The organism is Blautia caccae (assembly GCF_040095955.1).
Taxonomy (GTDB): Bacteria; Bacillota; Clostridia; order Lachnospirales; family Lachnospiraceae; genus Blautia; species Blautia celeris.
This window is the reverse complement of the sequence record NZ_JBBMFP010000024.1, coordinates 64,804-86,536: the sequence shown is the minus strand read 5'-3', so window position 1 is coordinate 86,536 and position 21,733 is coordinate 64,804. Positions and strand designations below refer to the sequence as shown.

The 21,733-nt window shown below is 47.8% G+C and carries 17 protein-coding genes; 13 read left to right on the top strand and 4 right to left on the bottom strand.

What is annotated here, in order from left to right; translation table 11 throughout:
* The first annotated feature begins 38 nt into the window (after window positions 1-38).
* The gene (locus tag WMO65_RS21205) at window positions 39-788 is read left to right on the top strand and encodes a creatininase family protein (protein ID WP_033140026.1); all 750 of its coding nucleotides are present in this window, start codon (window positions 39-41) and stop codon (window positions 786-788) included.
* Between the two features lie 257 nt (window positions 789-1,045).
* Here WMO65_RS21205 and WMO65_RS21200 read toward each other — a convergent pair whose 3' ends face one another.
* A complete protein-coding gene (locus WMO65_RS21200; RefSeq protein ID WP_148391823.1) occupies window positions 1,046-2,521 on the bottom strand; it encodes an alpha-L-fucosidase in 1,476 nt (491 codons plus the stop codon).
* Between the two features lie 369 nt (window positions 2,522-2,890).
* Between WMO65_RS21200 and WMO65_RS21195 the strand changes: the two genes are divergently transcribed.
* Both WMO65_RS21195 and WMO65_RS21190 read left to right on the top strand, forming a co-directional pair.
* Entirely contained in the window at window positions 2,891-3,757 is an 867-nt protein-coding gene (locus WMO65_RS21195) for an AraC family transcriptional regulator (RefSeq protein WP_148391824.1), read from the top strand.
* 151 nt (window positions 3,758-3,908) lie between these two features.
* Window positions 3,909-5,921 (top strand): DUF2264 domain-containing protein, encoded by a 2,013-nt coding sequence (locus WMO65_RS21190; protein ID WP_148391825.1) that lies wholly within the window; start codon window positions 3,909-3,911, stop codon window positions 5,919-5,921.
* Window positions 5,922-5,967: 46 nt separating this feature from the next.
* Here WMO65_RS21190 and WMO65_RS21185 read toward each other — a convergent pair whose 3' ends face one another.
* Window positions 5,968-8,214 carry a helix-turn-helix transcriptional regulator gene (locus tag WMO65_RS21185; protein ID WP_148391826.1) on the bottom strand — a complete coding sequence of 749 codons (2,247 nt, stop codon included), beginning with the start codon at window positions 8,212-8,214 and terminating at the stop codon, window positions 5,968-5,970.
* A 359-nt stretch (window positions 8,215-8,573) separates the two neighbouring features.
* Here WMO65_RS21185 and WMO65_RS21180 point away from each other — a divergent pair, with 359 nt between their 5' ends.
* The 8 genes from WMO65_RS21180 (at window position 8,574) to WMO65_RS21145 (ending at window position 18,307) form a co-directional block, all read left to right on the top strand.
* On the top strand, window positions 8,574-9,518 hold the full coding sequence (locus WMO65_RS21180) for an ABC transporter permease (protein ID WP_225305202.1): 945 nt from the start codon (window positions 8,574-8,576) through the stop codon (window positions 9,516-9,518).
* 12 nt (window positions 9,519-9,530) lie between these two features.
* Window positions 9,531-10,430 carry a carbohydrate ABC transporter permease gene (locus WMO65_RS21175; RefSeq protein WP_033140021.1) on the top strand — a complete coding sequence of 300 codons (900 nt, stop codon included), beginning with the start codon at window positions 9,531-9,533 and terminating at the stop codon, window positions 10,428-10,430.
* A gap of 22 nt (window positions 10,431-10,452) precedes the next feature.
* Window positions 10,453-12,015, top strand: coding sequence for an extracellular solute-binding protein (locus WMO65_RS21170; protein ID WP_033140020.1), 1,563 nt, complete (start codon window positions 10,453-10,455; stop codon window positions 12,013-12,015).
* Between the two features lie 16 nt (window positions 12,016-12,031).
* On the top strand, window positions 12,032-13,177 hold the full coding sequence (locus tag WMO65_RS21165) for a glycoside hydrolase family 88 protein (protein ID WP_148391827.1): 1,146 nt from the start codon (window positions 12,032-12,034) through the stop codon (window positions 13,175-13,177).
* A 209-nt stretch (window positions 13,178-13,386) separates the two neighbouring features.
* Window positions 13,387-14,082, top strand: coding sequence for a response regulator transcription factor (locus tag WMO65_RS21160; protein ID WP_103732729.1), 696 nt, complete (start codon window positions 13,387-13,389; stop codon window positions 14,080-14,082).
* On the top strand, window positions 14,070-14,990 hold the full coding sequence (locus WMO65_RS21155; protein ID WP_148391828.1) for a sensor histidine kinase: 921 nt from the start codon (window positions 14,070-14,072) through the stop codon (window positions 14,988-14,990). Before WMO65_RS21160 ends, WMO65_RS21155 begins: the two co-directional genes overlap by 13 nt.
* Before the next feature lie 92 nt (window positions 14,991-15,082).
* The gene (locus tag WMO65_RS21150; protein ID WP_148391829.1) at window positions 15,083-15,766 is read left to right on the top strand and encodes an ABC transporter ATP-binding protein; all 684 of its coding nucleotides are present in this window, start codon (window positions 15,083-15,085) and stop codon (window positions 15,764-15,766) included.
* A gap of 12 nt (window positions 15,767-15,778) precedes the next feature.
* Window positions 15,779-18,307, top strand: coding sequence for an ABC transporter permease (locus WMO65_RS21145; protein WP_148391830.1), 2,529 nt, complete (start codon window positions 15,779-15,781; stop codon window positions 18,305-18,307).
* Between the two features lie 109 nt (window positions 18,308-18,416).
* Here WMO65_RS21145 and WMO65_RS21140 read toward each other — a convergent pair whose 3' ends face one another.
* Window positions 18,417-18,596 (bottom strand): hypothetical protein, encoded by a 180-nt coding sequence (locus WMO65_RS21140; RefSeq protein ID WP_054351777.1) that lies wholly within the window; start codon window positions 18,594-18,596, stop codon window positions 18,417-18,419.
* A gap of 137 nt (window positions 18,597-18,733) precedes the next feature.
* Here WMO65_RS21140 and WMO65_RS21135 point away from each other — a divergent pair, with 137 nt between their 5' ends.
* Both WMO65_RS21135 and WMO65_RS21130 read left to right on the top strand, forming a co-directional pair.
* Window positions 18,734-19,558 (top strand): AraC family transcriptional regulator, encoded by an 825-nt coding sequence (locus tag WMO65_RS21135; RefSeq protein WP_148391902.1) that lies wholly within the window; start codon window positions 18,734-18,736, stop codon window positions 19,556-19,558.
* A gap of 13 nt (window positions 19,559-19,571) precedes the next feature.
* Complete coding sequence (locus WMO65_RS21130) at window positions 19,572-20,075, top strand: GNAT family N-acetyltransferase (RefSeq protein ID WP_148391831.1); 504 nt, start codon at window positions 19,572-19,574, stop codon at window positions 20,073-20,075.
* Between the two features lie 59 nt (window positions 20,076-20,134).
* On the opposite strand, the gene WMO65_RS21125 is transcribed toward WMO65_RS21130, so the two are convergent.
* A complete protein-coding gene (locus tag WMO65_RS21125; protein ID WP_148391832.1) occupies window positions 20,135-21,484 on the bottom strand; it encodes an ArnT family glycosyltransferase in 1,350 nt (449 codons plus the stop codon).
* Window positions 21,485-21,733 lie beyond the last annotated feature (249 nt).

The window sequence follows — 21,733 nt, the reverse complement described above, 5'->3', positions numbered from 1 at the left end:
CCATACAAAGAAGAGAATAAAAGAGGAGGAAATACCACATGACAGAAAAAGTCCTGTACGAAGAGCTATGCCCGGCAGAATTTCAGGACCGGCTGCAGGCGTGCCCTGTAGCGTACCTGCCGTTGGGGACGCTGGAATGGCATGGTCCCCATCTGCCCCTGGGAGCGGACGGGATTCAGTCTCAGGAATTATTTATACGGACAGCAGAAAGGATAGGCGGAATCGTATTGCCGAAACTCTTTCTCGGGCCTGACCGGTTTTACCATGACCCGGAGAGGGAGCTTTACGGTATGGATATCTGCACAGGCGGGACCATAGTGCCTTATGAAATGCAGCAGCTTCCCGGAAGTGCCTACTGGATGCCGGATGAGGAGTACCGAGGAATGATTCTGCGTATTGGAGCAAATCTGTCCAGAGCAGGATTTAAAATACTTGCTGCCCATGGCCATGGGCCGTCCATTCGGCAGTTTGGTGCTCTGAAAGAAGAACTGCACAGCAAATGCGGTCTGATCGGGGTGACAGCTTTTGATTTCATGGAAGATGACAGGCTGAGATTTCAGAATGACCATGCTGCAGCCAATGAGACTTCCATTACCATGGCGGTCCGCCCGGAACTTGTTCAGCTTGAAAGAATTCGGAACGGAGAGGAACTGCCCATAGCTGTGGCAGGGGCTGACCCGAGGACAGATGCCTCACGGGAATACGGAATGGAAATATTGGAGATGAATGTAAATGCCCTCTGCCGGGGAATCGGAGAGCTGCTGAACAAGGAAAAACTTACTTTGTAATGGCGAGAGGGTGCGAAGATAATACTGTTCAAGTTTAATGGTATATGCCCTGCCGTAAGTACGGGAGGGACTCATCTGCCGGCTTTTTGCGGAGACAGGTAAGAACTGCTGGTTAGAGTTACCGTTTAACTGTGATTACGGAGGAGAAAAAGAACATCAAATGCCCCATAAATGTCATGATACAGGCACTTATGGGGCATTTTTACCATTAGAGTTATGACAAATGGCTGTGCGTCTTCTGCCATCCGAAAGAGCGGCTATTTGATTGCAATCTTAAACACTACGGGTTTGTCGGATCTCACATTCTGCGTTTCTATTTCCAGTCCGTTTTCTGTTCTTTTCCAGACCGGAGATTCCTCAAAACCCAGCACTTCCACATTTTCAATGATGCCGTGGAATTTCGGCAGTCTGGATGCATCCTGTTCGGCCAGGGATTTTATGACAATGCGGCCGTCCTCAGGATAGGAAAGGCAGGCGGCATAGAGGTGTGATCCCTTAACTGTGAACCGGAAATCCTCTTTTGTAAAGACTTTGTCCTTACCATCTGTAAACTGTCCTTCTTCCACCTTTGTGGGACCTTCCGCGGCTGTGCGCCACACGCGGGAGCCGTAAATGGCCTCACCGTTTGCCTTCAGCCATGCTCCGATCTGCAGCAGTATCTCCGTGTCCTCCTCCGAGATGGTTCCGTCTGCCTTCGGGCCTACATTCAGCAGAAGATTTCCGTTTTTGCTGACCACATCCACCAGGTCACAGAGGATATCCTTTGCCTTTTTAAATTCGTTGTTCTCTGTATAACACCAGGAATTTTTTGCGGCAGCAGTATCTGTCTGCCAGTAAAATGGCTGTACGTCCGCAAACTGTCCCCGTTCAATATCCACCAGGGCGGTGCCGAACATGAAGGCGTCGTGTTTATAGGCGATCACAACCTCTTCTTTCCACTCTGCGGCGCGGTTATAATAATAGGCAGCGATTTTCTGCAGATAGGGTTTGGCGCTGCTGTGCTGGATCCACCAGTCAAAGTACAGCTCTTTTACGTGGTAGCGGTCTATAAGCTCACAGGTCCGCACCATCCAGTCCTCAAGAAATTCTCTGGTGGGGACGGGTTTGCTGAATAAGTCCTGATGGTCCCCCTCCGGCATGGCAGGCCAGTACAGGTCTCCTTCTTTTTCAGAGCCGGTGATATCGCTGTCAAAATCCCGCCCATGTCCCATAAAAAACCAGTGTTCAATACGGTGGGTGGAGGCTCCGTTCACCAGCCCGTTTTTATGCATTTCCTCTGTCAGTTCTCCCAGGACGTCACGGTGCGGGCCCATTTCAAAAGCGTTCCAGTGGGAAATATCGCTGCGGTACATCTGGAAGCCGTCGTGGTGCTCTGCAACGGGAACAACATATTTGGCCCCGGCCTTTTTAAACAGGTCTATCCAGGCGGCGGCGTCAAATCGTTCTGCTTTGAACAGGGGAATGAAATCCTTGTAGCCGAAGTCCTTCTGATCTCCATATACCCGGCGGTGGTGTTCGTATTCCGGACTGCCCTGTATGTACATATTCCGCGGATACCATTCGTTTCCGAATGCGGGTATAGAGTAGGCGCCCCAGTGAATAAAAATACCGAATTTTGCATCCCGGAACCAGGCGGGGGTCTCGTGGGCAGAGAGGGAATCCCAGTTGGCTTTGTATGGCCCTCTGTTAATGACATCTTCAATTTGCTGTAAATACATTTCTTTGCTGTACATAGGCGTTCTCCTTTCCGTAACTGTCTCTATTGTATGTCCCGGCACAGGAAATAAAAAGACAGAAAAGCGTCCAGTTTTCTGTCGGAATGTCGTTATTTTCAGGGTGAGGACACCGCGTGCTCAAAACCGGTTTTCATATACGCGGAAAGCATGTATAATTACAAAAAAGGTGTAACTATTCAGCCAGCTGAATAGTTACGGGTATTCGCCCATTAAAAATCGCTTTGCGATGGGACGAATACCTGCTACCACTACTCTTATGCACGGTCAGCGCAGTAAATGCGCAGACCTGACTGAACAGTTATAAAAAGGTAACGATTCCGCCGGCTGAATACTTACCAAGTAAAGCTTCTGAAAAGAGGAAGAAAAATGGCAGATGTGAATTACAAAGTGAATCTGGACGGTGTACCGTTTCATATAGTATCTGTGGGACATGGGATCACAGGTCACATTAAGATGCACGTGCACAGCATAACCAGCTATGAAATTCATTATATAGAATCAGGAGAAGGCATACTGCGCCTCCGCTCGGGAGAGCACGGACTTAAAAAGGGGACCTTTTACCTGACAGGACCGGGAGTGGCACATGAACAGATCACAGTGTCCAGGGAGCCTATGGAGGAGCTGGTCCTCTATTATACGGTTCCTCTGTCCTGCAGGGCGCAGCCGCAGCGGGAGGACTGGATGGAATGCCTGCTGGACCAGCGTTTCTGGATTGGAGATGATGCGGGGGAGGTGTCGGATATCCTCCGGGGGATAATCCGTGAGACAGAGAGGAGACCTGCCGGGTTTCAGGCAATGATACCGCATCTGGCAGGCCAGCTTTTTATCACACTTGGCAGGATGTACCGGGCAGGGCAGCCCGAGCAGGGGGAAGTGTACATGCCATGCTCCGATGAGGGGAAATATCTGCAGATAGAGAGAATGTTTCTGGACGACCCGGTACATATTACCATACACGGACTGGCGGAAGCGCTTGGGCTCAGTGTGCGTCAGGTGCAGCGCCTGATGAAGAGCCATTATGGAATCACATTCCGGCAGATGCAGATGGATAATAAACTGGAGCTTGCCTGCCGTCTGTTGGAGGATACCCGTGATTCTGTGGAAAAAATTGCAGAGAAGACCGGGTTTTCCGCGGCGGATTATTTTGGGTACTGCTTTAAAAAGAAATACGGGATGTCTCCCGGTAAGTTCAGAAAAGAGGCGGGCCAAAGACCGTGGATAACCGAGGAATAGTGTACGGTATTTGCAATGTTTTGTATAAAAATAGGAATAAAAAAATTCTTCATTCATGATATCATTCTATAGTGCTGGACACAGCAATACATAACACTGTCCCGGCTGTATAATATCTATACATTAGAGTCCGGGCAGGGAGAGGAGATACATGAAGTTCAGAATAAATAACCCGGATCATGAGAAAAGTCCCTATACCGGAATGACAAGAGAACACTGGCTGGATGCTGCTCAGTTTCTGTTAGATGGGATTTTCTCCAACATCGGGGATTTTGATACGCCCATATACTGTCCGAGAACAGAATTTGCGGTCAGTTATCCCAATAAAAACAGCGGGGAATGGAAAACATTTGCCGCCAGATTCGAGGGCCTGGCAAGGAGTTTCCTGATAGCGGCTCCGCTTCTTCACAACAGACCGGAGGCTGAAGCAGGAGGATTTTCCGTAAAGGAGTATTACAGAGAACATATACTTCGCGCAGTCACAAAGGGAACCGGGGATTATATGCTTACCTACAGAGAACTGGATGCCATGTCCGGGGAAAAGGAGCATTGCTTTCAGCATACCTGCGAGTGCGCGTCGCTGGCGATCGGCCTCTGGCAGTGCAGGGAAGTTATATGGGATTCCTACACACAGCAGGAAAGGGATAAAATAGCGGAGTATCTGCGTGAATTCGGAGACGCAAGGACAGTGCCCCACAACTGGCGTCTGTTCAATATGCTGATCTTAGGGTTTCTGTGGAGCCAGGGATATGAAATTGATGAGCATAAGATGAAGGATCATGCCCAGACCATTCTTTCCTACTATGCCGGTGACGGCTGGTTCAGGGACGGACACCGTTTTGATTATTACAGCCCCTGGGCCTTTCATGTGTATGCTGCACTCTGGAATGTGTGGTACGGGTACGAGAAAGAGCCGGATATGGCAGAACGGATAGATGCGTATTCCAACTGCCTTCTTCAAAAATACACGGGAATGTTTGACAGAGAGGCCCATGTGACCATGTGGGGGAGAAGCGGTATCTACCGGAACGCCGCCACTGCGCCCTTTGCCTCGGTGTTCTTCCTGAAAAGGCACGAGATGGACCCCGGACTTGCCAGACGGATCAATTCCGGAGCGCTTCTGCAGTTCATACAGAACGACAAAGTGTTTCAAAACGGTGTGCCTGTTCTTGGGTTTTACGGGGAGTTCCCGCCCATGCTTCAGGATTACAGTTGTGCAGAGAGTCCCTTTTGGATGGCAAATCCGTTCCTCTGTCTGAATCTTCCGAAAGACCACCCCTTTTGGACTGCGAAGGAGAATAACGGGGACTGGGATACTTTGAGGGAGGATGCGTACAGCTCTTATGTTATGGACGGACCGGGCATCGCGGCATTTCATCAGGGTGCCAACGGGGCGGCGGAATTCTGCACAGCTAAAAATGTGTTCCACCCGCAGGATGATTACATCAAGGCATATATACGTCTGGCGTTTCACAGCCGTTTTCCCTGGGAGGATTTTGACCGCCGGGGGGCAGAGGCCATGCAGTACAGCCTGCAGTACGATGGGGAGCATCAGGCGCAGATTCCCAATATCATGCTGTATGGCGGGGTGCGGGACGGCGTGCTGTACCGCCAGGAGTATTTTAACTTTCAGTATAATTTTCAGGGTCTGGCATGTATGGATCTGGCGGATATTCCACTGCCTAACGGTATCCTGCATGCGGATAAAATGAGGATACATGAGAAACCCTTCACCCTTACTTTGGGAGCGTATGGTTTTCCGAAGGAGGGGAACGTACAGACAGAGCGCAGGTCAGATGGCACAGCGCAGGCCTTGATCGTGAAAAATGAAAAGCGGAGCCTGGCCTTTGTGAGTTATACCGGCTTTGACAGCGTTGAAATGAAGGAGCGCACAGGCGTAAATGCAGTCGCTGAGAGAAGTATTCTGCTTTACGGAAAATGCAGAAGAGAAGAGTATTATGAGTACAGGCCCTATGTGATGGTCTATGCTGTTCTGACCGCGGAGGGCAGGGAGTTTACCGGGGAGGAATTGTTCCCTGTCAGAGAAATCAAGTTTCAGGATGAGGGACAATGCGGAGCAGCAGGGCCTGTGAGAATCGCGCTGCGTTCAGGGAGAACGGTCTGCGTGGATTATGAAGGGCTTGAAGGTAATTTAAGTCTTTAGACAGGCACGTTTATGAACAGGAAAATGAGTCCGGAAAAACCCGGACTCATTTTTTTGCTTTATCAATAACATGTTCCGCATACTTCTGCGGTGTCATTCCCGTATATTTACTGAATACCCTGATAAAGGTATTGGAACTGTTGAAACCGGTCATAGCACTTAAATCTTTTGTCTTTAAAGACGGGTCCTTTTCCAGCAGCGCCCTGGCCTGATTGATGCGGTAATTGTTCAGGTAATCCTTAAAGTTATTGTCACTGAGCTGTTTAAAGAGAATCCCGCAGTATTTGGGGGAGATGTTGAACTGGTCTGCCAGGTCGTTGAGCATGATATTGTCCCTGTAATTCTGATGGATATAGTCAAGCATGCGGGACAAAATAGCTTCATCCTGTGTCTGGCTGCGCCTGTTTTTCTCCTTTATGATCTCAGAGATGACGGTTTTGATGCCTGTTATGGTCACGGAATCGGCCCAGTGTGTGTACCAGTGTTCATAATCAATGGACCGGCCGATAAATTCCTCGGGGCTTGTCTTAAGCTCCTGAAAAACCCTGTTTATGGTTCCGATCAGAGCGTAGACAAAGTTCTGGAGAACCTCCATGGACAATACCTTGTGGACAAGATTTTCCCGGATCAGGCTGTCGAACAGTTCCATTGCCTGTTCCCGGCCGTTGATGATCTCCTGGATCAGCTTGTTCTCCGTTGAGAGAGGATAAGAATAGGTGGCGGAATCTATAGCGGCGATCTGTTCGTGGGTAATGATCTTGTCATGGGGGAGCATGGGCAGATACTCTGCTATTTTCAGCGTCTCCTGATAACAGTGGTAGAGATTTTCAAATCCCCGTCTTACTGTGCTGAGCACGGTCTGCTCCTCCCAGTATTTGCCTGATTCGTCACCTTCCATAGGCGCGGACAAAGCCCTGGCGGTCAGTAGTTTTGCGCTCTCCATACTGTCGGTTTTCAGGATCAGGGCGCAGCGGTACATGGAAAGCTTCACGAATACAATATCATCTCTCTTTACGCAGTTCTGGAAGATCAGGTTCTTGTACATTTCAAGCTGGCAGAATCCGCTGTCATCCAAAGTCTGGGAGGCATCCGGTGAAAAACATATAAGCCCCACACTGAACAGGCTGTTGTCAGGGAAATACGGTTTTTCTTTGGGGGCCAGATATCCATTGGGGTCTGTGAGCAGATTCTGGTAATACTGCTGGGCCAGAAGGGTGTTAGTGGTCTTCCTGGTTGCCATCAGGCTGTGGTTCAGACTCTGCATCTTTGCCAGGTTGTCGTTCAGAATCTGGAATTCATCGTAGCTTTTGGAATCTTTCTCTATATGAGGCTGCAGTACCTCGTATATGGGCCGGTACAGAAGGTTCACCACATAATAAAAGGCAGCGCTCAAAAGGATAAAAATGACCAAAACCGCCAGAAGAAAGAGGAATATGTTCATGGCATTGAAGCTATACCGGTCATACAGGTAAGAGATATTCCAGTTCATAGACAAAAGGTGGGCGTTGGCTATGTAATAACCGGATTTTTTTACGATATCCCGGCCTGCGTCCAGATCTGTTCCAAGGGATGTAAAGAGAGACACATCATGTTCATCCAGGGAACTGGGGATAAACAGACCGTCCGTGTTGGAAATCCAGTATTTTTCCGGTGTGGCAGTACCCACAAGGGAGCTTATGGGGATATCAGCCATGTAAATACAGGTGCGCGGCTGCTTATACCCCTTGATCAGATAATAAAGGGAAGCCAGCTCGCCCCGGTCATTGTAATGCGGAATTACATAGGGAAACATATTCTTATCAAAATATTCCTGTATATCTGTCAGATCATCTTCCGATAATCCCTTTTTCTTTAAAAATTCAGAGACAGAGAAAGAGCCCTCAGGGGACAGGACACTGGAATGTGTGTTGTCATCAAAATCTGTCTGTCCGTTGTTGAGCAGAAGATACACCTGAAAGCGTGTTTCCACAGCGCCTGCGTATTTGAGAAGCGCTTTCTGTGCCCGGGAGGAGAGCAGATAAAAATCACGTGTGCCCTCTGAGACAGACCATTCCTTGATCAGGGAATCATTTACGATATCCGTCATGGTGTTGGATATCTCTTTCAGAGAGACTGCGCTCTTTTCCTCCAGGATCGTGCGGGATACAGAGATGGAGGTCTCATAATTCTCTTCTGAGCGCTGAGTCAGCAAGATGCCTGAGACGGAGGCCAAAACAAGAGTCACCACAGCGGCCAGAAGCAGGAATACGATTTTCAGTTTTTGGTGATATAATCCGGATGGCTGTTTCTGCATATCTGCTGTCTCCTTTTTTCTTTGATCCGCGTCAAGTTCCCGCTGCCAGGTTTATGTGCGAAATGGAAGGGGGATTTTCCTGACGAGATTAAATTATAATTGCATTTTGTTGATAATTCAAGTGGAAGCGCCTTTATTTATGGGCCTTGGGATAAAATGGTGATGATTTGAAAAATGGTGATGCCCCGGAAACTAGCGCTTCTTTGAAAAACAGGGACGAAGTGAAAAATGTGTATCCCAAAAATCCGGAAGAAAATAAGCCGTGGAATTTGATGATTTACATTTCAAAAAATTTCCGTTAAGGTGTGGATATCGACTCGAAGCGCTTCGATAAAGGAGAAAGGAGAGAGAAGAGGACTTTGGCTAAACAACAAATAAAAATACAGAAGAAAAGAAATTTTTCTTTTGTCATAAAAAAGATAGCTTCAAGTAAGGAATTATACCTTCTGCTGCTTCCCGGTATTATATGGTATCTTCTATTTGCTTACCGCCCAATGACAGAACTCAAGATAGCATTTTACGACTACAATGTATTTCAGGGTATAAAAGGAAGTACATTTGTGGGACTGCAGAACTTTATGGAATTTTTCAGAGGGAAGGATTTTCCCAGGGTATTAAAGAATACTTTAATGATCTCCTTCTGGCAGCTTTTGATCTGTTTCCCGCTTCCGATTGCCCTGGCAGTCTGTGTGACGGAGATGAAGAATAAGTTTGTCAGCAGGATGACACAGATGTCCACATTACTGACACATTTCATATCAGTCGTGGTTGTCTGCGGTATCGTGATCAACTTCCTGTCTCCAAGTACGGGTGTCATCAACCTGGTGCTGGAGAAAATCGGTGTGGACCCTGTATACTTTATGACGAAACCGGAATATTTCAAGGGAATCTACACATTAATGACCTTATGGCAGAACGCGGGATTTGACGCCCTGGTGTATATCGCGGCGATCATGGGAATTGACCCGCAGCTTTATGAGGCGGCAACCGTGGACGGCGCGGGGAAAATGAAGAAGATTTTCCATGTGACGATTCCCGCCATTGTGCCCACGATCGTGACGATGCTGATCCTGAAGCTGGGAGGTATTATCAAGGTGGGATACGAGGCAATCTTACTGTTATACCAGCCGGCAACGTATTCTGCGGCTGATGTGATCTCTACATATTCTTATCGTCTGGCATTTGAGAATGGAAACTATGGGCTGTCTGTTGCTGCGGGACTCTTTGAATCCGTGGTGGCATTTATCATGGTAATTCTTGCAAACAGATTCAGCAAGAAGATTTCCGATAACGCGTTATGGTAAGGGGGAAGAGAGATGGCAGGAAATAAAAGAAAACAGGGGCAGGTCATCGGAATGGGAGAGCGTGTCTTCAATGCGGTAATGATCGTTCTCGGTATCGTAATCACATTCATTGCCCTGTACCCCATATATTATGTATTGATCTCCTCCTTCAGCAAGCCTTTCTTCGTGGAGAATGGGGATGTGCTGCTGAAGATCAAAGAATTTACCACAGCCAGCTATGAAGCTGTGTTTAAGAGGGACGGACTGTGGACTTCCTATGGCAATGCCATTTTCTATACCGTGTTCGGACTCATGGCAAATATGTTTTTTACCACGACCATGGCATACGCATTGTCCAAGAAATATCTGATGGGAAGAAAGCTTCTGACCCTGTTTACGGTATTCACCATGTGGTTCAGCGCAGGTATTATTCCGACTTATATGAACTTCAATAACCTGGGTCTGCTGGATACAAGGACAGCGATCATTTTCGGATTTGCCATTGAGACCTATAACCTGATCATTATGAAGAGCTTTTTTGAACAGGTACCGGAAGCGCTGGAAGAAGCGGCATTCATTGACGGGGCAGGGCATTTCAGGGTATTCTGGAATATATATCTTCCCCTTTCCAAGCCGGCGCTTGCCACAGTGGGGCTATTCTATGGTATCAGCCGCTGGAACGGATACTTCTGGGCAATGCAGCTTTTGAAAGATGACAATAAGATACCCCTTCAGGTTTTCCTGAAAAAACTGATCGTAGAGCGGGTTTCCAATCCGTCGGATGCGGCTATTGTGACAAAGGCATCCTTAACATCACCAACTACACAGGTATACGCACTGATCATTCTGGCAATCGTTCCGATGATCGTGGTATTCCCGTTCATTCAGAGATATTTTAAAACAGGCCTCACCGTCGGCGGTGTAAAAGGCTGATCATAAACGGAGGATTATTATAATGAAGAGAAAACAGATCACAGCATTATTACTGACAGCAGTTCTGGGAGCATCCATGGCGTTTGGAGTGACTGGCTGCGGCAAGGAAGAAAGCAGCAAAGAGACAGCATCAGGCAAGGACGGCAGCAAGGAGTTTACTGCCTTCATGTTCCTGTCAGGGACACCGTTCAATTCTGACTGGGAAGTGTGGAAAGAAGTGGAGAAAAAGACAGGCGTGAAACTAAAAGGCGTTGTGGCTTCCTCCAACTCAGACTACGCCACTGCATTCCAGAACATGGTTGCATCCGGTCAGCTTGCCGATATCATTGCCTGCGACCTGACTACAGATATAGAGAAACTGGGCAAGGACGGCGGAGTTATTCCCTTAAATGACCTGATCGAGGAACATGCACCACATATCAAGGAAGCCCTGGACAGCGACCCGAACCTGAAATACCAGGCGACAGCAGAGGATGGGAATATCTACAATATTCCGTTGGGAAAAGAATTAAAATCTTCACAGTTCTACTGGATCCGCCAGGACTGGCTGGATAAGCTGGGCCTGGAAGCACCTACAACCGTAGATGAGCTGCACGATGTACTGACAGCATTCAAAAACAATGACCCAAACGGAAACGGACAGGCTGATGAGATCCCGCTGTTTGACCGCTCCGCTACCGCAGAAACGGAGATGGGTGAATATCTGGCCTTATGGGATTCCAGTGCTTCCTTCTATCCCCGCGACGGCAAGATCACTTACGAACCGCTGACAGAGAATTATAAAAACGCGGTGAAGAACCTTGCCCAGTGGTACAAGGAAGGACTGATCGATCCGGAAATCTTTACAAGGGGAATGTCAGCAAGGGATACACTTTTGAGCAACAACACCGGCGGATTTACCCATGACTGGGTAAGTACAGGAAACTACAATGACTCCCTGGGTGAGGAAATTCCGGGATTCCAGATGACAGCCATCGCTCCGCTGAAGGACCAGAACGGAAATGTGAAAGAGCGTGACTATCGTTACGCAGAGTGCGGATGGGGCATTTCCTCACAGTGTAAGGACCCGGAGAGCGTAATCAAGTTCATGGACTTTATGTTCACAGAGGAAGGTTCCGATCTGATGAACTGGGGCATTGAGGGCAAGACCTATACAGTGGATGACAAGGGAAATAAGGCATTTACAGAGGAAGTATTTAATTCCGGGCTGGCTCCTGTGGAGTATCTGCGTTCTTTAGGCTCCCAGTACCGTGCAGGCTATGTACAGGCAGCAGACTATGAATACGCTACCATGAATGAAGCAGGCAAGGCGGCAAATGAGCTGTACGATGCACATGACGAATGGTTCAAGGCACCGAAACTTCCGGAGCTGAAGCTGAGCACCGACGGAATGGATGAATATAAGAGTATCATGTCAGGAATTGAGCCTATTGTATATGAAAAACTGCAGAGCTGGATCTTAGGCTCCAGCAATATTGACGATGAGTACGACGCGTTTATCCAGGAGCTGAAGGACAGGGACATTGAGAAGGCCATTGAAATTCAGCAGAAAGCATACGATAACTACGTAAAAGTGACAAAATAGACAAAAGGAGGATGTCATGGAGCGGCAAAAATTGCAGAGAGCTGCAGATACGGCGGTATCCATTCTGAAGGAGAACCTGAAGGATTATACCTTTTGTTTTCCCGGTTCCAACAGTGAAAATCAGTTCTACCCTGCAACGGAGAATGTAGAGTGGACCACAGGATTCTGCACCGGGACTTACTGGCTGGCCTATGAGCTGACAAAGGATGAGGCATTCAGAAAGTCAGCGGAAATACAGGCAGACAGCTTCTATAACAGAATAAAAGATAAAATTGACGTGGAACACCATGACATGGGATTCCTATATACACCGTCCTGTGTGGCAGCCTATCAGCTTACGGGAAATGAGAGGGCAAAGGAGGCTGCTGTCATGGCAGCCGAACAGCTTATCAGCCGTTTTCAGGAAAAGGGTGGTTTCATCCAGGCATGGGGGCCTCTGGGAGCGGAGGACAACTACCGCCTGATCATTGACTGCCTGCTGAACCTGCCCCTGCTTTACTGGGCATCCGATGTGACCGGAGACGGAAAGTACAGGGAGATTGCTGTGCGCCATACAAAGACCAGCATACAGAATCTGGTGAGGGAAGATTTCTCCACATACCACACATTTTTCTTTGATCCGAGGACCGGGGAACCGGTGCGCGGAGTGACGGCACAGGGATATAAGGATGACTCCGCATGGGCCAGAGGCCAGGCATGGGGAATATACGGAACGGCTTTGGCATACCGCTACACAAAAGACGAGACATGTAAGGATTTGTTCCGTAAAGTGACGGCGTTTTATATGGATCATCTTCCGGAGGATCTGGTACCCTACTGGGATCTGAGCTTTTCCCGGGGAAGCGGTGAACCGAGAGATACCTCCGCAGCCGCAGCCGCGGTATGCGGTATGATGGAAATGTGCAGGAACGGCAGTTTAGATAAGAAGGAGAAGGCTTTTTATGAGGAAAAGGCAGACCAGATGCTGGAAAACCTTATAGACCACTATGCAGTCACATCCATAAAAGAGTCAAACGGTCTGCTGCTTCACGGGGTCTATGCCAAGAGCAGCCCTTACAACAGTGTGACAGACAGAGGTGTGGATGAATGCAATCTGTGGGGGGATTATTTCTATCTGGAAGCGCTGACAAGAAAACTGACGGACTGGAAAACATATTGGTAAGAAATGAAACAGAGACAGACACGGTTGCCGGTGACGGCAATGGTGTCTGTTTTGTAATTCGGCTGAATGCGGTGCGGAGGAAGAAAAATATGGTTTCTGTCATTCCGGGATAGGATTTCCCATAAGAAAATGCTATACTGATTACAACTTTTATATAACGGATCCTCAGGAAATCCCTGAAAATACAGCAAAGGAACGTGCAGCAGCCTATGAATAAAATACTGTTGATCGAAGATGACAAAGACCTGAACACAGGCCTCACCTATGACCTGGAAGCAGAAAACTACAAAGTATACTCCGCGCTGACCCTGGGTGAGGGCATGTCTGTCCTCAGTGAAAATGAGGTAGATCTGATCCTCCTGGACGGCAACCTGCCGGACGGTGACGGGTTTGACTTCTGCAGAGCCATAAAAGCGGAAAAGGACATTCCCATCATATTTCTCACTGCCCGGGATATGGACCGGGACGAGATGCGGGGGTTTGACTGCGGAGCGGATGACTATATCACAAAACCCTTTAAAATGCCTATTCTCCACAGAAGGCTTCAGGCAGCCCTGCGAAGGACTTCTGCAGGCCCAGGGGAGCGGATCCAATACGATGACGGCTGTCTGAAGATAGATTTTGATACCATGACAGCCACCCTGGAGGGAGAACCTCTGGCTATGACACCTACGGAATTTAAGATCCTCCGGCTTTTGATCGCCAACGCCGACAGGGTTATGACAAAAACTCTGCTGCTGGAGAAAGTCTGGGACAACACCGGGAACTTTGTGGATGAGCACGCCGTGGCAGTGAACATCAACAGACTGCGCAGGAAGATTGAATCCGGGGACCATGCCTACATTAAGACGCTGTATGGTATGGGATATCAGTGGAAGGGGAAGAAAACAGAATGGAAAAATTAATATTGGCTGTTTCCCTTATCTGCCTGCTGGCGTCTGCCGTTATCATGGCATTGGTGAGAAAGCGGCTGCTCCAGTACAGCCGTCAAATGGGGGAATGCCTGGATGCCATGATCGCAGGCCGCAAAGAGATCGTATTTCAGGAGGAAGAAGATACCCTGACCGGAAAACTGCAGTCCAAGCTGCACCGCCTCTGTGAGAGCCTGGATCAGAAATCACAAGAGAATGAGATACAGCGCCGGCAGCTTGAAACTATGGTGGCGGATATCTCCCATCAGGTGAAGACACCTATAGCAAATGTAAGGATGTACCACAGTCTTTTAGAGAAGAAGAACCTGGATGAGGAGAAACGGCAGCAGTTCCTGGCAGCAGCGGAACGTCAGACAGACAAGCTGGAATTTCTCATGAAGAGTATGATCAAAATGTCCAGGCTGGAGAACGGTATTGTGAAGGTACAGCCAAAGGAAAACTCCATCCGACAGCTCCTGGAACAGGCAGTCTGCGATGTCGCGCTGAAAGCGGATGAAAAACAGATTCATATAGAGATGGCATGCGAGGACAGCCTGAAAGCCGTCTTTGACGGAAAATGGACTTTGGAGGCAGTGTTTAACATTCTGGATAACGCGGTAAAATACACCGGTGTGGGAGGAAATATCCGCATACAGGCGCAGGTGACGGATTTTTATGTGCGGATAGGCATAGAGGATGACGGAAAAGGCATAGAGGAATCACGGATCACAGAAATCTTCAAGCGCTTTTACCGGGAACCGGAAGTGGCGGACCAGGACGGCGTGGGTGTCGGCCTGTATCTGGCAAGAGAGATTGTCATGAAAGAGAGAGGTTTTATAGAGGTACGGTCAAAAGCGGGAAAGGGCACCAAGTTTTATGTCAACCTGCCTGTGGTACAGTAGAGAGATTATCTCAAACTTGTTACTTTTTTGAGAAGAGTTTGAGATAATCTTTTTGTATGCTATATTCATCAAGGGAAAGGCAGGAAAAAAATATGGAATATATTTTAGAGACAAAGAATCTAAAAAAATATTACGGACAGGAACCAAATATCACCAGAGCGCTGGACGGCGTTGACGTACAGGTGGAGCGGGGAGAATTCGTATCCATTATAGGCACCAGCGGCAGCGGAAAATCAACGCTCCTGAATATGCTGGGAGGACTGGACATTCCCAGTTCCGGCAGCGTGAAGATAGGTGGCAGGGAGATTGGTAAGATGAACGATGAACAGCTCACCGTTTTCCGCAGAAGAAATATAGGATTTGTGTTCCAGAACTATAATCTGGTTCCTATTTTAAATGTTTATCAGAATATTGTTCTCCCCATAGAGCTGGACGGAAACAAAGTGGATAAAAGCTATGTGAAAGAGATCATCCGGCTGCTCCATCTGGAGGAGAAACTGGAAAATCTTCCAAACAACCTCTCCGGCGGCCAGCAGCAGAGGGTTGCCATCGCAAGAGCTCTGGCCAGCAAGCCGGCCATAATCCTGGCAGATGAACCTACCGGCAACCTGGACTCCAGGACCTCTCTGGAAGTCATGCAGCTTCTGAAAATGACCAGCACGGAGTTCAGCCAGACACTGGTTATGATAACCCACAACCCGGAACTGGCGCAGATCGCGGACCGGATGATTCACATTGAAGACGGGAAAATCGTGGAAAGAAAAGAAAACTTTTAGGAGGACAAGGTAATGGTGCTGAACAACAACAATAAAAAATTTATCAAAACCCTGTCCAACAACTGCCTAAAGGCAAACAGAAACAGGAACATCATAGCAGTGCTTGCCATTATTCTTACGGCAGTATTATTTACGGCGCTTGCAACCGTGGCACAGGGGACAATGATATCCACAAAAGAGCAGATGTTCCGCCAGGCAGGGACCAGGTATATGGTATCCATTAAAGGGCTTTCCAAAGGGCAGGCAGATGAGCTGGCAGAGGACCCGGTATTTACAGAGACGGGTATGGAAAGAAGTATTGCCATTGCTGTAAACCCGGAATTTAAGAATTTGACAGCCACAGTCGGCTGGATGAGCAAGGCAGCCGCGGAAAACAGTTTCATGAACCTGGAAAAGGGACATTACCCGGAAAAAGATAACGAGATAGCCTGTGACACCGTAGTTCTGGATCTCCTCGGACTTCCCGAAGAAACCGGTACATCTTTTACACTGGAATATGAAACCATAGAAGGTAAAAAAGAAGCGCAGATGACAGTATGCGGAATCTGGAAGGGAATGGAACATGAACAGCGCACCACGATCATGGTAACCGACAGTTTTGCGGATAAAGTGATCGGGGAACTCAGTTCTCAATATGCCGAATCGGAGAGGGACAGCTATACGGTCAGAGGAACCTTCGCCTCTGAAAAGAAGATCAGGGAAACCCTGGACAGTATCGTGAAAAAGATGGGTTATAACCCGGATGCGGAACGTGGTGAGGAAGGATTTATCATTCACCATGTGAATCCTGTATACGAGACAAAATCCATGGATTCCGGACAGACCATAGTGATCATGGCAGTAGGGGTGCTGCTCATTTTACTGGCCGGTTATCTGATCATATACAACATTTTTAAGATTTCCATTGAAAAGGACATTCGCCTGTACGGTCAGCTCAAGACCATCGGGACTGCACCGAGGCAGATCCGTTACATGGTAAGCCGTCAGGGCATGATGCTCTCCCTGGTGGGGATTCCGGCAGGCCTGGTACTGGGATGGCTGCTCGGCAATGCGCTGCAGCCTCTGGTCATGGCCAGTACATCTTACAGCGAAACCGTATTTATTAAGCCAAATGTGTGGGTATGGCTGTTTGCCGCTGCATTTACACTTCTCACGGTGAGGATAAGTTGCAGCAGGCCCGGAAAAATAGCCGGAAAAATCTCCCCGGTGGAAGCCCTAAAATACCATGGAACCGGGAGCGGAAAGAAGAAACAGAAAAAAGGCAAGGATTCCAGGAACCGCATCCTGCAGATGGCAGCAGCCAACCTGGGAAGAAGCAAGGGGAAAACGGTTCTGGTGATTTTATCCATTTGTCTGAGCGTCATTCTCCTGAACAGCGTATTAAATTTTACCGGAAGTATGGATAAGGAAACTTATGTAAACCATCAGACCGCCGCGGATTTTGATGTGCGCAGTGATGAGTATCTGAAAAGTATGACGGAAGATTATCTCAAAGTGGTTCCCCGCAAAGCAGCACAGGAGCTTGCCGGACTGGAAGGCATAAAGGATTTCAGCCAGGTATATGTGCGGATGGTCCCCGATGAGGAGAATACAGAGGATCAAGCAGACCTGGCAAAGGTGACGAAGATAAACGGAGAGGCAACACCTGACGATATAACAAAGTTTGACAGAAACAGGATGATGTATGGTTTTGATGAAAATGCTTTTATGAGAGCAGAGGTGATTGAGGGAGAGATTGACTATGAAAAGCTCTGTTCCGGTGATTATGTTGTGGCGAACGGCTTCCTCAGCGACAGGGGAGAATATAATTTTGATGCACAGGAGTTTCACGCGGGGGATAAGATAGAACTGGATATCCAGGGGAATAAGAAGGAATATACTATAATGGCTGTGATTGGTACAATGAATTCCCTGAATATGTCCTACAGTTCAGGCGGATACGAATCGATTACGTTTGCGGAACCGGTCTTTGCACAGATGTTCCCGGACAGCCAAAATCCGATCCACTGTCTGTTTGACACAGAAGAAGGTTATTTTGACAGCATAAATTCCTACATGCAGGATTATTCAGAAAAAAACGGATTGTCCGTGCTGACCAGGCTGGCAGCGGAAGAGGAGTTTAAAGAAACCCAGGGAACTTACAATGCGGTGGGAATTATTGTATCCCTGATCCTGGGAGTGATCGGTGTGCTCAATCTGATCAACGTGATCTTTACAGGTGCCATAGCAAGGCAGAGGGAATTTGCGTCTATGAGGAGCATTGGCATGACAAAGGGACAGCTCAGAAAATTATTTATATATGAGGGCATCATGTACGCTATACTGGCAGGCACAGCGGGAATCGCCATCAGTGCAGTGGTTTCCCTGACATTGGTTAAAGGTCTGACGGCAGGATGGTGGTTTGCCAGATACCGGTTTGCTATTCTTCCGGCGGTTGTCACTGCGCTGATCTGTCTTCTTCTCTCAGCCGCTATTTCTGCCATTGTGGACAGACTTTGGAACAAAGGCAGTGTGGTGGAGCAGTTAAGGGAGATCGAGTAGGAAAAATAAAGATGTGAATAAGAAAAACAGCAGGCGGCTTTTGATAGCTTATCCTGCTGTTTATTCGTTCCGGTGTGTTTTGAACTGTTTTTCTCTCATAGCGGTTATATTATTTTTTTGTCGGCACGTAATAACCGCCGTTCATCATAATGATACCCGGTGCGATGATGTCTACATTTTCAATCATATAGTTTATGAAACGCTCCCATAAGGATGCTTTCTTTTCTTCTTTTGCTTCCGCTGTCTGGATAGCCCCTGCAGTACCCGCATACATTGTGTATTTGTTCATAATGAAATCTCCTTTCATTTTTTGCTTTTCCTTACTACGTATATTATGTTATCATGAGTTAACAGCAGATTTTAGATATTTCTTTAGCTATTTATTAGGGCAATGTTGACATTGACGGAGGTATTTATTTGCAGAAAATGATTTATGAGCCGTTGTTCGAGCTTGAGAAAACAGGGATCCATATTGCCTACCATACAAAGAAGGGACGGTACAGCCCGCCCCACTGGCATTCCGCCATTGAGCTGATCTATGTGCTGAACGGGACGGCGACTATTACTATAGAAGGAAAAGACAACAGTCTGGTGGCAGGGGAATTTCTTGTTGTGGATTCCAATCAGATCCATGAGGCACAGTGTGCCAGAGTCTCCATGATGGTGGTGATCCACTATTCCAGGGCCATTATGAAGAATTATATGTCAAAGATTGACGAGTACCGTATCCATTGTTCCAGACAGACGCTGAAAAAGGAAAAACTGGATAAATACCTGGAGATATGCGGACTTTTAAAGCGTCTGCCGCCCCTGTATGTGACCAGGCCTCCGGGTTACCGCCTGCAGAGCCAGGCTGTGGCTATGGAGGTGCTTTTTGAACTGGTGAACCATTTCTCTGCTGCGGAGGATTTTGCAGGAGCGGTGAACGATGAAACTGTTTTGGAACGTTTGGCGGAGATGACGGCCTATATTGAAGAACATCACGCGGAGAAAATATCTCTGGAGGAGATTGCATCCCATTTTTATTTGAGCAGGGAGTATTTCAGCCGTTTCTTCAGGCAGAATATGGGCGTGACATTTTCGCGTTATGTAAACCAGATACGGCTGATGCATATTTACCATGATCTGTGCAGTACAGGGGAAGGGGTCATGGAACTGTCGGAGAAGCATGGGTTTGCCAATTATAAGCTGTTTAACAGAATGTTCCGGGAGATATACGGGTGTAAACCCAGTGATGTGAGGAAAAAATAAGGGAGGTGCGGATATGGATGTAAGGCCGGCGTATATGGGAGAGCTGCCGGAATTAAAGGCAATGTTCAGGGAAATAACAGACCATATGAACCACAGCAATGTCCGGATATGGGATGAGATCTATCCCTGTGCGTTTTTGGAGGAGGATATCAGGGCTGGCCGCCTGTATATACTCAAAAATGGGGATGACATAGCGGCAGCGTTTGCCTTATGTGAATCCAATGAGGGGGAACCTTTTGTGAAATGGGAAAATGCAGATGCAAAAGCTCTTTATATAGACCGGCTCGGTGTGAATGTAAAGTACCTGCGGCAGGGATTGGGCAGGGTAATGCTTAGGAACGCGGCGGAACTTGCTTTGCAGAAAAATGCGGAGTATCTGCGCCTGTTCGTTGTAGATATCAATGAACCTGCAGTGAATTTGTATCGTGAGAATGGGTTTGCACAGGCAGAGGGCATTTATGAGGAGAAATTTGATGACTTTGTACTGCGGGAATATGGGTTTGAAAAAAGGCTGTAAATACAAGGGTATTTTACCGCAGAAAAAAGCTTTCCGCACATGGCGTGCGGGAAGCTTTTTTAATAAATACGGAAAAATTCTTTTATGGTGATCAGTACCAGAGCACTGCAGAGAATAGCTGACAGGATATTCCGGTATTTCATTTTAGGGATAAAGCGTTCTGCCAAATATGTGATACCGCATACAGTGAAGTACATCATGGGCACAAGCCCGGGCAGCATATAGCGTCCCTGAGGTTGGTAATCCACCCAGTAGGAATGATAAAAGTTCAGGATGACAGGCGTGAGGGCAGCGATCAGCATTCCCCAGTTGAAAACAGCCTTTTTCTGTATCTCCCCATCCTTCCGGATTCGGAACATTTTACCCGCCTGCATCAGGCATCCGATCAGTCCTGCTGTGAATAAAATGTAGTAAAGGACAATGATCCAGGAATCCACCCAGTATTGGAACTGCCCGAACACACCCACAAAACTGCGCAGGACATCAAACATCCAGTGTCCGGTGAGCATGGAGAGGATGGTGTAGCCCTGTGCCCGTCCGGAGGAGAGGGCAGTGGAGGGGCGGAACTGCTCCTGTGCATACCGGTCGGCAAAGTCGTTGCTGGTAGCCAGCCCCAGCCAGTCTCCGTCGTAAATCATATAATTGCGGACAAACCACCATCCGCAGATCAGGAGGCCGAAAGCCGCAACCACAAGCCCCCGTTTCAGCCAGTATTTCCAGTCAATCTGCTTTTTACTGTCGGTCAGGCAGCTCAGGGTAAAGACAAAAATGCTGCAGAGCAGAAAGCCGTAAGCGTTCAGATATGACATGGCGCACAGCCCAAGCCAGAGGCCAAGTAGTACACAGCTGGGGATATCCCAATTCCTCTCCATGCCAATGATCCAGTAGTATATGATCGCCGCGCCGCAGCAGATCGCCATGGCGTCGTTATTTACATAGACACCCATGAACAGAGCCTCAGGCAGAACAGCTACCAGACAGACAAAGAACCATTTGCTGTATCCGTCAAACAGTTTTTTGCCGGCGCGGAAGACAAAGAATACAGCTCCGGTGGTAAAGCAGGCAGATACAAGCCTGGCGGCCCACAGAAGATGCTGGGGGTCTGTGGAGAAAATGCTCATGATTTTCATGAACAGGGCTGATATTATATAGGATAATATGGGCAGAAACGCATAGGAGGTTCCCCATATGGGATTTCTTATGGAGGGGTCACCGCCGTGGGGGAGTCTGCCGTGTTCGTAAATGTACATGGGGATATCATAACGCATTTTTTCGTCAGGACCGGCATCCAGAGGCAGCAGGTGTGCCCAGTACGCGCAGAAGACAAAAACTCCCGCGAGAAAGACTAATTCACAGAGAACATAAATGCGTGAACGGTTAGAAAGCATGTTTTTAACTTGTAACTGCATGGTAAATCCTTTCTATCGAATATAGTCAACAGGTCAGTCCTATAGTAACGCATCTTTCCTGAAATGGCAACGGATAATCATCGACAATTTCTGAAGATTGGTAAAGAATGACATTATTATATGAAGAAACTATGTCGTTTTTGAGCATAAAAAACCATATTTTATGTAATGGTGCTTTGCGATTTTTAAAAGACATGGTATAGTGTAAGCAGAAACGAATTAACAGCGGCGCTGCCGCAGACAGGAGGA